Annotated in this window: 15 protein-coding genes; 14 read left to right on the top strand and 1 reads right to left on the bottom strand. The window is 66.4% G+C overall.

The genetic code is table 11. The features are described from left to right. Positions 1 to 36 precede the first annotated feature (36 nt). Positions 37 to 537: a flagellar protein FlgN gene (locus tag ACSBOX_RS17345; protein WP_442543563.1), complete on the bottom strand. Its 501-nt coding sequence runs from the start codon at positions 535 to 537 to the stop codon at positions 37 to 39. 301 nt (positions 538 to 838) lie between these two features. Here ACSBOX_RS17345 and ACSBOX_RS17340 point away from each other — a divergent pair, with 301 nt between their 5' ends. The 14 genes from ACSBOX_RS17340 to ACSBOX_RS17275 all read left to right on the top strand — a co-directional run bounded on the left by ACSBOX_RS17340 (position 839) and on the right by ACSBOX_RS17275 (position 12,307). Then, complete coding sequence (locus tag ACSBOX_RS17340) at positions 839 to 1,708, top strand: flagellin N-terminal helical domain-containing protein (RefSeq protein ID WP_442543561.1); 870 nt, start codon at positions 839 to 841, stop codon at positions 1,706 to 1,708. Positions 1,709 to 1,822: 114 nt separating this feature from the next. Beyond that, complete coding sequence (gene fliD, locus ACSBOX_RS17335; RefSeq protein WP_442543560.1) at positions 1,823 to 3,229, top strand: flagellar filament capping protein FliD; 1,407 nt, start codon at positions 1,823 to 1,825, stop codon at positions 3,227 to 3,229. Positions 3,230 to 3,232: 3 nt separating this feature from the next. Further along, on the top strand, positions 3,233 to 3,664 hold the full coding sequence (locus tag ACSBOX_RS17330) for a flagellar export chaperone FliS (protein ID WP_415986581.1): 432 nt from the start codon (positions 3,233 to 3,235) through the stop codon (positions 3,662 to 3,664). 4 nt (positions 3,665 to 3,668) lie between these two features. After that, positions 3,669 to 3,944, top strand: a complete 276-nt coding sequence (locus ACSBOX_RS17325) for a hypothetical protein (RefSeq protein ID WP_442543559.1) — start codon at positions 3,669 to 3,671, stop codon at positions 3,942 to 3,944. Between the two features lie 135 nt (positions 3,945 to 4,079). Next, entirely contained in the window at positions 4,080 to 4,421 is a 342-nt protein-coding gene (locus ACSBOX_RS17320) for a flagellar basal body rod protein FlgB (protein ID WP_442543558.1), read from the top strand. After that, positions 4,421 to 4,813 (top strand): flagellar basal body rod protein FlgC, encoded by a 393-nt coding sequence (locus ACSBOX_RS17315; RefSeq protein ID WP_442543557.1) that lies wholly within the window; start codon positions 4,421 to 4,423, stop codon positions 4,811 to 4,813. Before ACSBOX_RS17320 ends, ACSBOX_RS17315 begins: the two co-directional genes overlap by 1 nt. Beyond that, entirely contained in the window at positions 4,813 to 5,154 is a 342-nt protein-coding gene (fliE, locus tag ACSBOX_RS17310) for a flagellar hook-basal body complex protein FliE (RefSeq protein WP_442543556.1), read from the top strand. Before ACSBOX_RS17315 ends, fliE begins: the two co-directional genes overlap by 1 nt. Continuing rightward, positions 5,154 to 6,770 carry a flagellar basal-body MS-ring/collar protein FliF gene (gene fliF / locus ACSBOX_RS17305; protein WP_442543555.1) on the top strand — a complete coding sequence of 539 codons (1,617 nt, stop codon included), beginning with the start codon at positions 5,154 to 5,156 and terminating at the stop codon, positions 6,768 to 6,770. The genes fliE and fliF overlap by 1 nt, the downstream gene beginning before the upstream one ends. Beyond that, complete coding sequence (gene fliG, locus ACSBOX_RS17300; RefSeq protein ID WP_442543554.1) at positions 6,767 to 7,795, top strand: flagellar motor switch protein FliG; 1,029 nt, start codon at positions 6,767 to 6,769, stop codon at positions 7,793 to 7,795. The genes fliF and fliG overlap by 4 nt, the downstream gene beginning before the upstream one ends. Continuing rightward, complete coding sequence (locus ACSBOX_RS17295; RefSeq protein ID WP_442543553.1) at positions 7,785 to 8,393, top strand: FliH/SctL family protein; 609 nt, start codon at positions 7,785 to 7,787, stop codon at positions 8,391 to 8,393. The genes fliG and ACSBOX_RS17295 overlap by 11 nt, the downstream gene beginning before the upstream one ends. Beyond that, complete coding sequence (locus ACSBOX_RS17290; protein ID WP_442543552.1) at positions 8,390 to 9,721, top strand: FliI/YscN family ATPase; 1,332 nt, start codon at positions 8,390 to 8,392, stop codon at positions 9,719 to 9,721. Before ACSBOX_RS17295 ends, ACSBOX_RS17290 begins: the two co-directional genes overlap by 4 nt. Then, positions 9,718 to 10,143, top strand: a complete 426-nt coding sequence (locus ACSBOX_RS17285) for a flagellar FliJ family protein (RefSeq protein WP_078106343.1) — start codon at positions 9,718 to 9,720, stop codon at positions 10,141 to 10,143. Before ACSBOX_RS17290 ends, ACSBOX_RS17285 begins: the two co-directional genes overlap by 4 nt. Then, positions 10,140 to 10,859, top strand: a complete 720-nt coding sequence (locus ACSBOX_RS17280; protein WP_442543551.1) for a C40 family peptidase — start codon at positions 10,140 to 10,142, stop codon at positions 10,857 to 10,859. Before ACSBOX_RS17285 ends, ACSBOX_RS17280 begins: the two co-directional genes overlap by 4 nt. After that, positions 10,859 to 12,307 carry a flagellar hook-length control protein FliK gene (locus ACSBOX_RS17275; RefSeq protein WP_442543550.1) on the top strand — a complete coding sequence of 483 codons (1,449 nt, stop codon included), beginning with the start codon at positions 10,859 to 10,861 and terminating at the stop codon, positions 12,305 to 12,307. Before ACSBOX_RS17280 ends, ACSBOX_RS17275 begins: the two co-directional genes overlap by 1 nt. Positions 12,308 to 12,316: the final 9 nt, after the last annotated feature.

The raw sequence follows: 12,316 nt of genomic DNA, 5'->3' as shown, positions 1-12,316 counted from the left end.
CCTCTGGTGGTCCGGCCTTTGCCTGCTGTGTTCCGGTCAGAATTGCTGGTCGAAGAGGCGGGACCGGGTTGAGTCCGCGGTCCTGCCCATGGACCCTGTCCGGCCGTGGGAGTCGTAGGTTCCGGCCGACGGCTTCAGATCCGCCATGGTTTCCTGGGTGGAACGGACGGCTGCGCGGAGGAACTGCTCGTTTGAATCACGCAGCTGCTTGATGGTGGCGGTCTGTTGCTGCATGGCATTCAGGTGCGAGGTCAGGACGTCGGCCCAGGCCTCTTCGGGTGCGGATGAGGCGAGCGTGCCCAACGAGGACTCCGCGGGAAGGCCCCATTGCTCTGCCACGGCCGCCACTTCCACCGCCCTTGCAAGGCCGGCCCTGGACAAATGCTCCAGTACTTGCTCGACTTCCCGAGTGCCATGCGGCAACCATCGGGATTTGCCCGCTGTGAGGAGCAGTTGCTCTTCCTCGAGCTTGAACGTCAGCAGATCCAGTAACTCACGTTCTCGCCACAGCAGGGCCGACAGTTCATGGATGGCCATGTCGGGTCAACTCCAGTTCCGGGTCGGTTTATGGGGTGCGTTGCCGCGAGAAAGCACTTTCCCCTCTGCTTTCGCCGCGCCAAAGAGAACTATCGGCTGCCGCGGCCCATGCGTTAGGCGTTGTTTATACATGATTTGATCGCTTTGTCCAGTCAAGCGACCGGCAGCGGATTTTGTGGGCCGCCGCAAAATTTCCCTGCGGTTTTTTGCTAACCAACAGGAACGTTGTTCCGATAACCAGAAGTGACAGGCCACGGATGGCCTGGAAGCATCACCGGACCCAATCACGGAGGAATTCACCATGGGCATGACAATCAACAACAACCTGATGGCTAACAACGCCTACCGCAACCTCAACAACACCCAGAACGAAGTGGCCAGCTCGATGGAGAAGCTCTCCAGCGGCCTGCGCATCAACCGTGCAGCCGACGACGCCGCGGGTCTGACCATCTCCGAGGGCCTCAAGTCCCAGGTATCCGGTTCGTCCATCGCTGCTCGCAACGCCCAGGACGGCATCTCGGTCATCCAGACCGCTGAAGGCGCCCTCGGCGAGGTTGGTTCCATTCTGCAGCGCGTGCGTGACCTCGCCGTTCAGGCCGGTAACGACTCGAACAACGCAGCATCGCGTTCCGCGATCAACGCCGAAGCCAAGAGCCTGTCCGACGAAGTGGCCCGCATTGGTTCCTCCACCAACTTCAACGGCATCAACCTGCTCGACGGCAGCATGAGCGGCGGTACCGGCAAGATGTCCCTGCAGATCGGTGCGGGCTCGACTGCCAACGACAAGGTGAGTGTTGACTTCAACCCGTCCAACCTCACCGCTGTCAGCGCGGCGCTGACGGGTATCACGGGCGCCGCAGGCGGCGCCACCGACGGCTTCAAGGACGCCGCTACCGTGACGACCACGATCGCCACCCTGGACACCCAGCTCGCGAGCGTCTCCTCTGCCCGCGCAGGCCTGGGTGCAAGCCAGAACCGCCTCACGCACGCGATCAACATCCTGAACGTGTCCGGCGAGAACCTCCAAGCCGCACAGTCCCACATCGCTGACACCGACATGGCCGCCGAAATGGTGAAGTTCACCAAGAGCAACATCATTGCCCAGGCAGGCACCGCCATGCTGGCCCAGGCGAACCAGTCCGGCCAGGGCGTCCTCAAGCTCCTCGGCTAAACCCGGAACCGCCTCGCGGATCCATCGTCGCCGGTGGCGGTCAGCTCGGGTCCCCATACCCGGCTGGCCGCCATTGGCCGTTAGCCCAGCAGCATAACTTTTGGAGGAACCTCAGTGGGAACATCGATCGACGGTTTGGCGAGCGGACTGAACACCACTTCGATCATCGATTCGCTGATGGCGGTGGAGGCGTTGCCGCAGCAACAGCTGCAGTCCAAGGTCGCCACCGACCAGTCGATGATCAACGCGCTGGGGAGCCTCAACACCCGCCTGACAGTGTTGGGCTCCCTGGCCTCAGCTGCCTCGGCCCCCGGCGCGACCAATCTGTATACGGCCACCACGAACAACCCGGCCTTCACGGCCACCGCGTCCACCACGGCGACCACAGGCTCGATCGACGTGACCGTGACCCAGCTGTCGTCCACCAAGGTCGGCGTAACCCAAGCCCTTACTGCCTGGCCGACTGACGCTTCCGGCAACCCGGCACACTTGACCCTGGTGGACAAGACCGGCAAGGCCACCGAGATCACCCCGGCTTCCACGAGCCTTGACGATGTAGTCAATGCCGTGAATGCCGCCGGCGGGGGAGCGACCGCGGTGAAGGTCCCGGCCGGAAACGGTACCTATCGCCTGCAATTCACCTCCACCACGGGCGGCGCAGCCGGCGACTTCCAGGCGTATCAAGGGACCGCCGCGGATGTCACTGCAGGGACGGCAACGGACCTGTTTGCCGCACCGACTGCTGCCGTCGTCAAACCGGCCGCGGACGCACAGGCCGTCCTGTATGCCGGCACCGCGGCGCAGCAGACCATCACCTCGTCCAGCAACACGTTCAGCGATGTCGTTCCGGGTGTTTCGGTGACTGCCACGGCCGTGAGTTCATCGCCGGTCACCGTTACCGTGGCAAGCGACACTGCCGGTATTTCAAAGAAGGCCAGCGACCTGGTCTCCTCCGTGAACGATCTCTTGGGCTACATCGCATCCAGCAGCGCGGTGACGACCACCACGAGCTCCACGGGCGTCGCCAGCGCGCAGGGCGGCATCTTCACCGGAAACAGCTCCGTCCGGGCTGCCGGCGATGCCGTCACCGAAGCGGTGGTGGCCCCGGTGAACGGAAAGTCGCCCTCCGAGTACGGCATCATCATCCAGCAGGACGGCACGTTCACTTTCGACAGCACTAAGTTTGCCTCGGCATTGGCGGCCGACCCGGCCGGCACCCAGTCGGCCCTGTCGCAGATCGCCACCAGGATCGCCACGGCCACGACGAACGCCTCGGATCCGGTGATCGGCTCCATACCGCAGCTCATCAAGGGCCAGCAGTCCGAAGTGTCGGATCTGAACAATCAGATCAGCGATTGGGACACCCGGCTTGCGGATCGCCGCACCGCCCTCAAGGCCGTCTACACCAACATGGAGGTGCTGCTCGGCGGCCTGAAGTCCCAGGCCTCCTGGCTCACCGGCCAGCTTTCCAGTCTCTCGTCCTCGTCCTCGTCCTCATCCTCCTCGTCGTCAGGAAACTAGACCGTGACAGCCACAGCACTTCGAGCCAGCCAGCTCAGCAAGTACAACACCGACGCAATCCTCTCGGCCCCGCCGGCCAGGCTCCTCACCATGCTGTACGACCGCCTCCTGCTGGATCTGGGCCGGGCCCAATTCGCCCAGGAGAACGCCGATTGGGGCGTCGCGAGGGAAAACCTCCTGCATGCCCAGGCGATCGTCACGGAGTTGTCCTCCACCTTGAAGACCGACGCTTGGGATGGCGCCCCCGGACTGCTGAGCATCTACCAGTACTCGATGGAAGCCATGATCGGGGCCAACATCTACCGAGACGTCAACCGGACCAAGGAATGCATCGCGCTGCTGGAACCGCTTCGGCAAGGCTGGCACGACGCCTCTTCGCAGTTGCCTGCCCAGGGCGGGACCGCCAGCACGAACGGCACTCTCGGTGTCGGCTGACCCGATGCGGGAATGGTCCGACATCCTGGACCGGCTGGAAGCCGACATCGCCGTCGCGGTCTCCGGGGGAGAGCCGGTGCCATGGAGTCCCCCTGTTGAGGCCGGGCCCCTTCCGCCGGCTCTGGCTGACAGGGCACGGCGGCTCCTTGACGCGCAGCTGGAGTCCGTGAGCATCCTCGGCAAAATCCGGAACGACGCCCTTGCCCACCTGGACGCACTCAGCACAGTCCCTGGAAGCCGCGATGCCTCCCGTCCGTTGATCCTCGACGTCCAAGGCTGAAGAAAAGTACCGAAAACTATCCCTGAATCGACTAACGGATCCGCGGCGCGTGCCGATGGTGGAAGTTGAGCAGGGATTGCTCGATGCACGGCCACGGATCGGCCTCTTCATATCTATTCGCGAAGGCAGGCCGTCGTGTTCGACTCAGTGACTTCTGTTGCCCTTGGCAGCGCCCTGGATGGGCTCACCTTGCGCCAGAACACCATCGCCAACAACATCGCGAACATCAATACCCCGAACTACCACGCCAAAAGGGTGCAGTTCGAAGACGCGCTCGCGGCCTCGGTGAGTGCCGGGAATGGCTACGCTGCACCCACGGTGTCAACGTCCCAGGAACCCACCCAGCTCAACGGCAACAACGTGAACCTGGACACCGAAACCCTCTCCAACGTGGATACCGTCCTGCGCTACCAGTTCGCGGCCCGGGCCGTCGGAGACGAATTCACCGCGATCCGCACGGCCCTGAGGACCAGCTGATGACTTTCGACGCGATCGGCATTGCCGGCTCCGCCCTGACTGTCCACCGCAAGTGGCTCGATGCCGTCTCGGACAACATCGCCAACATCAACGACGTATCCCGCACCAGCGGCAAGGCCTTCCAAGCCCGCTACGTCGAAGCCGCCGAAGGCAGCGACGGAAACGGCGTGTACGTGAAGAGCACCCCCCAAGGCAGTGCCACCGGCAGGCTGGTGTACCAACCGGACCATCCGCTTGCCGACGCCCAAGGGTACGTGCGTTACCCGGACATCGACCTCTCCGAACAAATGGGTGCGCTGATTGTGGCGCAGCGCGGCTACCAGGCCAACGCACAAGTTGTTGACCGTGCCCGTGATACTTACCAAGCAGCGCTCGAGATAGGAAAATCCTGATGGCTTTGGACCCGATCGGCGCAATTCAAGGCAGCGGGGGGCTTTCCGTGCAGGGCGTCACCGGCACCGGGTACCTGGGCAGCACAGACAGCGTCAGCGGAACCACCGGGGCGACGGGGGGCAACGGCTTTGCGACGGCGCTGACCGGCGCCGTGGACAACCTCCAGTCACTGCAATCGACGTCGAACCAGCTGGCGGTATCTGCGGTGACGGGCAACCTCGACGACATCCACAAGGCGACGATCGCTGCCACGCGCGCGCAGATCACCATGGAGCTCGTCTCCACGGTACGGAACAAGGGCGTTGACGCGTTCAACGAGATCATGAGGATGCAGGCCTGATGCCTCCACAGATTGCCGCCTTCTTCCGCAAGATAGGCGATGGATTCAAGGGCTTCACCGCCGGGCAGCGCACCATCGCCATCATCGGCATCGCCGTCCTGGTGCTCGGCGGAGTGGCCCTGTCCGCATGGTTGGGCAAGCCGTCCTACTCGCCGCTGTTCTCCGGATTGAAGGACACGGACGCCAATAGCATCGTGGAGCAGCTGCGCAAGGACAATGTTCCGTACGAGCTCAGCAACGGCGGTTCCACCATCCTTGTCCCCGACGACAAGGTCAACGACGAACGGCTGAAAGCGGCCGCGGCGGGCCTTCCGGCGGCCGCGGCCACAGGCTATTCCTTGCTCGACAAGCTCGGGGTGACCTCGTCCGAGTTCCAGCAGACCGTGACGTACAAGCGGGCGCTTGAGGGCGAACTCGCCACCACCATCCAGGCCATGGACGGCGTGAAGACAGCCGCCGTACAGTTGGCCCTTCCGGCTAAAACCGTCTTCGCGGACAACGCGCCCGAGGCCACGGCATCCGTGTTCGTGGAAACGCAGCCGGGTATCACCCTGTCCGCCGACAAGGTCCAGGCAATCGTGCACTTGACGTCCGCGGCGATCGAAAACCTGAAGCCAACCAACGTGACCGTGGTGGACTCCCAAGGCAACGTCCTCTCCACCGTGGGAGGGGGAGCCACAGGGTCCTCGTCCAAGCAAGCTGCCGACTACCAGCAGCGCACCTCCGATTCGGTGAAGGCCGTACTGGACCGGGTAGTCGGCCCCGGCAACGCCACCGTCGCGGTCGCGGCCGACGTGACCGCAGAGTCCGCGCAGCAGCGCAGCGAGACGTTCTCCACCGCCAAGGATGCCGCCCCGCTCAGCGAGAGCACCAAGACCGAGAAGTACACGGGAACCGGCGGCGGCGCCTCCGGTGTCCTGGGTCCGGACAACATTGCCGTGCCGGGCGGCACCAACGGCAACGGGACGTTCGACTCCAGCGACACCACCAAGAACAACGCCGTCAACAAGGTCACGGAAGACCGCACCATTCCGCAAGGCGCCCTGAAACGCCAGACGATCTCCGTCGCCATCAACCAGGCTGCGGCGGCCGGGCTCAACGTCAACTCCGTCAAGGCGCTCGTCACTTCCGCGGCCGGCGTCGATCCCACCCGCGGCGACGTGGTGACGGTCGAGGTGCTGCCCTTCAGCACTTCGGCTGCCGACGCAGCGACACAGGCACTGGGCGCGGCAAAAGCACAAGCCGATGCCAAGCAGCAGTCGGATTTGATGAATACCCTCATCCTGGCCGGAAGCGTCCTGCTGGCAGTGGTCGCGCTGATTGTGCTGGTGCTGATCCTCCTGCGCCGCCGGCAGCGCCGCGAGCCGGTTGATCTTGGCGAGCGGATGGACTACGAGATGCTGCCCCAAGCGGTGACCGCTCCAGCGCTCGAAGGGCCCCCCGCCACGACGGCGATCGAAATGCCTGTGCATCCCGTTCCGGCGTTGCCGATGTCCGGAGCCGAAGCTCTCGACGGCGAACGGCGGCGGGCGCAGATTGAGGCCATGGTTGCTGAGAACCCGGCACGGACCGCCGACTACCTGCGCGGACTCATGGATGAAAGGCAGCCGGTATGAGGGCCGGGGAGCTGGACGTCGCCGGCTTGACCGGTGCCCAGAAGGTGGCCGTGGTGCTGATGCAGATGAGCCCGGCCAGCGCAGCCTCCGTCATGACCCAGTTCTCCGAGTCCGAGGCCGAGGACATCGCCGGCGAGATCGTCCGCTTGCGCCGCGTCTCCTCAACCGTGGCGGACCATGTCCTGACCGAATTCCACGACCTTGCGGTCAGCGGCCGCCGCACGGCCCGCGGCGGCCAGGAATTCGCCGTCGGGCTCCTCGAAGCGTCCTTCGGTGCGGACAAAGCGGCCGGTTTCATGGACCGTCTCGCATCCACGATGGCCGGGAAGTCCTTCGAATTCCTGGAAATGATGGATTCCGGCCAGCTCCTGGCCCTCATCGACGGCGAAATGCCGCAGACCATTGCCTTGATCCTGGCGCATTTGCGGCCGGGCAAGGCATCCGCAGTCATGGCCGGCCTGGGCGACGTGCAGCGCAGTGAGGTGGCCCGTTGCATCGCCACCATGGGGATGGCTTCGCCTGAAGCCGTGGGCATCGTGGCCGAGACCCTCAAGGTCCGCGCCGGAGCCGTCATGTCGCAAAGGAAGTCGAGCGAGATTGTCGGCGGCATCCAGCCTCTCGTCGACATCATCAACCGATCCGACGTCAACACCGAGCGTTCCGTGCTGGAAGGCCTGGAAACCCTCGATCCCGAGCTGGCCACGGAAGTGCGCGCCCGGATGCTGACGTTCGTGGACATCGTGAAATTGGAACGCCGCGACATCCAGCAGATCCTGCGTGGCGTCAATGCCGAAGTACTCGCCGTCGCCATGAAGGGTGCGCCCGCCGCGGTGCTCGAGGCAGTGCGCACCAACGTATCCGGCCGCAACCTCGAAATCCTCGAAGCCGAGATGGCCTCCGCCGGGCCTGTGCGCGCCTCCCAGGTTGAAGAGGCGCGGGCAGAGATAGTCCGTTCCATCCGTGAGCTTGAAGCAGAAGGTGCCATCGTGGTCCGGCGCGGCGAAGAAGACGACTATGTCTACTGAGGCCGGACTCCGGAGGGTGGTCTTCCCGGACATCCAGCCGGCCACGAGCTCACTCAAGGAGGACCGGGGGTACACCCAGGGACACGCGGCAGGCTACGCGGCCGGACTCCGGGCCGCGGCCGCGGAACAGCTGGGTCTCCGGGAACAGCTTCAAGCCGAACACCGCGCAATGCTCGACGCCGGGCGCCTGGCTATGGCGCACGCTGTCCGTGCGCTCGAAGCGGCGGCCGCCGAGTCCCGGCAGCGCCGCGGCGCCGTGCTGGAGGAAGCACAGGATGTGTTGGCAGCCGGTGCGATGGAACTCGCCGAAGCCATCCTGGGCTATGAGCTCAACGACGGCGCGAACACCGCCCGCGCCGCCCTGGCCCGAGCCCTCGCAACGGCCTCCGACGTGCAAACAGTGACCACTGTCCGGCTCCACCCGGAGGACCTCGCCGCGCTGGCCGCCGTCGGGAGCGTGGCCGGCGTCGAAATCAAGGCGGATCCCGCACTGGACCGCGGCGATGCGATCGCGGAATATCCGCAGGGCTGGCTCGATGCCCGGCTCGGTACCGCTGTGGACAGGGCCAAAACAGCCCTGCTGGGGATCGACGCATGAGCGTTACCGCTTACCGGCCGCACGCGGGCCGTTTCCGCGCAGCCCTCGCGGCCGCGGCGCCGCAGCGCGTGGGCACCGTGACGTCCGTGCTCGGCCTTGGCCTGGAGGTCTCCGGGCTGGACTGCGCGGTGGGAGATCTGGTCACCATCGGCGAGGCCCCAGGGCTCGACGCCGAAGTGGTCGCCTCGGTCAGTGGCGCCGTGCGCTGCATGCCGCTGGGACGGTTGACCGGAGTGGCCGCGGGAGACCCGGCCCGTTCCAAGGGCGCTCCGATCCTGGTCCCTACCGGGCGCGGCCTTTTCGGGCGGGTAGTGGACGGGCTCGGGCGTCCGATCGACGGCCAAGGCCCTCTGCCCGCAAGCCCCATGGTCCCCTTGGACAACGAAGCCCCGTCCGCGATGCACCGCGCCCGGGTGGACACACCGCTCCAGACCGGCGTCCGTGTCCTGGACACCATGGCCACCCTTGGCCGCGGCCAGCGCATGGGGCTGTTCGCAGGCTCGGGCGTCGGCAAGTCCTCGCTGCTGTCCATGATCGCCCGCGGTACCGACGCCGAAGTCTCCGTGATTGCCTTGGTGGGGGAGCGCGGACGCGAAGTGCGGGAGTTCCTGGAGGATGACCTGGGTCCCGAAGGCCTGGCCCGTTCAGTGGTGGTTATTGCCACGTCCGATGAACCTGCCCTGATGCGCTTGCGTGCCGCCGTCACGGCCACCCGGATTGCCGAATCCTTCCGCGAGGCCGGCCAGGACGTGGTGCTCATGATGGATTCGCTGACCCGTGTGGCCATGGCCCAGCGCGAAATCGGCCTCTCCGCCGGCGAGCCTCCCGCCACGCGCGGCTACCCGCCGTCGACCTTTTCCGTGCTGGCCAGGCTCCTGGAACGCGCCGGCACTGCCGAGACCGGATCCGTGACCGGTATCTACACGGTGCTGGTGGACGGAGACGACCACAACGAACCGATCGCCGACGCCGCCCGCTCGATCCTCGACGGACACGTGGTCCTGGACCGGAAGCTCGCCGTCACGGGACACTTCCCCTCGGTGGACGTCCTTGGGTCGGTGTCCCGCGTGGCTTCCAAGGTCAACTCCGCTGATCGGACGGCGCTCGCGGCCTCCCTGCGCAGGGTCCTCGCCGCGCGGCGCAGCGCGCAGGACCTGATCGACGTCGGAGCCTACCACCGTGGCAGCAATCCCTTGGTTGACGCGGCACTGGACCATGAAGCCGCCATCAACGGGTTCTTGCGGCAAAGCATGGACGATTCCACCCCGTACAGCGAGTCGTGGCCGGAACTCTTCCGCCTCTCCGCAAGCCTCGAAGGAGCCGCGTGAACCGTCAATTCTCCCTGGCCGGGCTGTTGCGCCTGCGCCAGACCCAGCAGGATGCCGCTGCCAGCGGACTGGCACGCGCCAACTCCCGGACCGCGTCCTTGCGATCCCGGCGCGCCACCGCCCGGGAAGAGCTGGCCGAATCCGCCGGCGATCCCGGAAGCTCCGCCTCGCTCCTGGCCATCGCCGCCTCCCGCGCCTCGGCGCAAAGCATGTTGGCTGAGCTTGACGCCTTGGCCGCCAGCGCGGAAGCGGAAGCCGCCGAGGCCCGTGCGGAATACACCGAAGCCAAGCGCCGGGCCGTGGGACTCGAGAAGCTCGAAACCCGTCACGGCGCCGCTTTCGAGGCTTACGCGCTACACGCCGAACAAAGCGTGCTGGACGAGATCGCGTCCTCCGCGTGGCACCGGAAGGCCACCTCATGAGCATGGCGGAGGCCATCGGGCGCATCCAAAGCATCCAATCGATGTTGCAGCAACTGAGCCAAGGCATCAGCCCGCAAGCAACTGCGACGGCCGACCCTTCCGCGGGCACGGCCCCTTCGACGGACGCGGCATCCTTCGCGCAAGCGCTGAGCACCGCCGTCGGGGGCTCGACGACGCCGGACGTCAGCCAGCTCGCTTCTTCCCTGGGCCTCGACGGCACTGGGGGCCTCGCGGGAACTGCGGGCCTCTCCGGTGTTGCAGCCCTCCCCGGTAATTCCTTGCTCTCCGGCATTGCGGGCCTCGGGGCACTTTCGGGGGCCGGCACCGGCACGGCCGCCGGCGGTGTCACTGGCGATGCCGTAGTGGCTGACGCCAAGAAATACGTGGGCGTGCCCTACGTCTGGGGCGGTACGAACCCGGCCGTGGGCATGGATTGCTCGGGATTCGTGCAGCGTGTCTTCAAGGACCTCGGCGTCGACCTGCCGCGCGTTGTCAGCGATCAGATGCGCCAAGGCACCCCGGTGGCGTCCTTGGCCCAGGCCAAGCCCGGCGACCTCCTAGTCAGTTTCGGCGGCGAACACATCTCCATCTACCTTGGCAACGGCAAAGCGATCGACGCACCCGTCCCCGGCCAGACCATCCAGATCCGCGATGCGTGGGAACAGCAGTCCAACTTGACCGCGATCCGCCGCATAGTCCCGGCGGGAGGCTCGTGATGCAGTTGCCTCCTGCCGCTGCGGCCTCCCCGCGTCCGGCTGTTCCGGGCTCTCCGCTTGTGCCGCAGGCTGGCGCCTCCGCCGGTTTCGAGGCAGTGATGAACGGCGTGCTGGCGTCGGATGCGAAGACCTCCGATGGGACCGCACAAGCGCCCGACGGCGGCGCGCAGCGGGAGCCTGCAGCCGACGGCACCGGGGCGATCACCCGAGCCGCCAAGCCGGAGGGGACGAAGGTCGCCAAGGACACGGTTGATGCGGCGGGTGCGGTTGACGCCGCGAGCGTCGTTGCGGGTGCTGTTGCGGCGGGTGCTGTTGCGGGTGCTGTTCCCGGTGCTGCGGGTGGTCTCGCGGCCGGGACCGCTGCTCCGCAGGCGAGCGGCCCGGGCGGTGCTGTGCCGGTCAAAGACGGCGTGGTCGACGCTACGGCCCCAGCCAAAATGGTTGCAGGCACGGTGGCAACAGCAAGCCTTGTCGCTGGGATGGACACGGGCAGCATTCAGGCGGCGCTGACGGCAAACCCGAGGCCTTCGAAGGCCTCCGGTGCTTCGATCCAAGCTCCTGCGGCCCCTTCTCTTTTGGTCCCTCCTCCCTCTGTGCCGGCACCGCCGCTCGGAAGCCCTGGTCAAAGCTCACGCCAGACCGGTCCGATCCCGACCAGCCCGTTGCCGAGCAGTCTGCAGCCCGCTGGCGCTCAATCGACGAGCCCGTTGCCCGCTCTCCCCGGAACCGCGCTGCCCACCAAGCCGTTGCCCGCTAGCCCCGAACCCGGGGTCAACGCGACCGCGGCCCAGGCAGGCGAGTCCGCCACCGCCGTCGTACTTTCCGGCGGGAAACCCGCGACGCAACAGGAGCCACAGCGGGACTCATCACGGGTGCTTGGGCAGGACACCCCGCCGGCACCCGGGCTTCCCGCGGGGCTTCCGGCGGGGCTTCCGGTGGTGGTGCAACCGGCGTCGCCGTTCCAGCAGGCGACGTCGGCGGCCCCTGCAGGCATGGCATCACTCACGCCCCAGGCAGACCCGGCGAAACTGCTGCCACAAGTGTCCGGGCCGCTGTTTTCCCTTGCATCGGCGGCGCCCGGCGCGCACGTCATGACCTTGAAGCTGTCCCCGGAAGACCTCGGTCCGCTGACGGTCCGGGCCCATATCGATGCCGCAGGGGTGCGGATCGAATTGTTCGCCCCCGGAGAAGCCGGCCGTGAGGCGGTGCGCAGCGTCCTGCCGGAGCTGCGGCGCGGGCTTGGCGAATCAGGCTTCGGCGCCAGCCTCGACCTGTCCGAACACAGCGCTCCGGCCGACGCCGGCGCGGGAGGCTCGGACCCCCGGGACCGACGCCCGGCCGAAAGTCCCGCCTTCCCGCGCGGCAGCGACGGCGAGCCGGTTCGCCTGCCGCGGACCGCCGTCGTACTTCCCCGAAGCAGTACCAGCAGCCTGGACATTCTTGTCTGATGAAGGAGA

It is taken from the genome of Arthrobacter sp. KN11-1C (genome assembly GCF_052180225.1).
Taxonomy (GTDB): domain Bacteria; phylum Actinomycetota; class Actinomycetes; order Actinomycetales; family Micrococcaceae; genus Arthrobacter.
This window is presented reverse-complemented; position numbering and strand designations above follow the sequence as displayed.

Bases quoted from the DNA above. Each gene is read 5' to 3' on its own strand.
- ACSBOX_RS17275 (WP_442543550.1), top strand. From the start codon at position 10,859: ATGCAGTTGCCTCCTGCCGCTGCGGCCTCCCCGCGTCCGGCTGTTCCG.
- fliG (WP_442543554.1), top strand. From the start codon at position 6,767: ATGAGGGCCGGGGAGCTGGACGTCGCCGGCTTGACCGGTGCCCAGAAG.
- ACSBOX_RS17315 (WP_442543557.1), top strand. From the start codon at position 4,421: ATGACTTTCGACGCGATCGGCATTGCCGGCTCCGCCCTGACTGTCCAC.
- ACSBOX_RS17295 (WP_442543553.1), top strand. From the start codon at position 7,785: ATGTCTACTGAGGCCGGACTCCGGAGGGTGGTCTTCCCGGACATCCAG.
- ACSBOX_RS17280 (WP_442543551.1), top strand. From the start codon at position 10,140: ATGAGCATGGCGGAGGCCATCGGGCGCATCCAAAGCATCCAATCGATG.
- ACSBOX_RS17345 (WP_442543563.1), bottom strand. From the start codon at position 537: ATGGCCATCCATGAACTGTCGGCCCTGCTGTGGCGAGAACGTGAGTTA.
- ACSBOX_RS17325 (WP_442543559.1), top strand. From the start codon at position 3,669: ATGCGGGAATGGTCCGACATCCTGGACCGGCTGGAAGCCGACATCGCC.
- fliF (WP_442543555.1), top strand. From the start codon at position 5,154: ATGCCTCCACAGATTGCCGCCTTCTTCCGCAAGATAGGCGATGGATTC.
- fliE (WP_442543556.1), top strand. From the start codon at position 4,813: ATGGCTTTGGACCCGATCGGCGCAATTCAAGGCAGCGGGGGGCTTTCC.
- ACSBOX_RS17290 (WP_442543552.1), top strand. From the start codon at position 8,390: ATGAGCGTTACCGCTTACCGGCCGCACGCGGGCCGTTTCCGCGCAGCC.
- ACSBOX_RS17340 (WP_442543561.1), top strand. From the start codon at position 839: ATGGGCATGACAATCAACAACAACCTGATGGCTAACAACGCCTACCGC.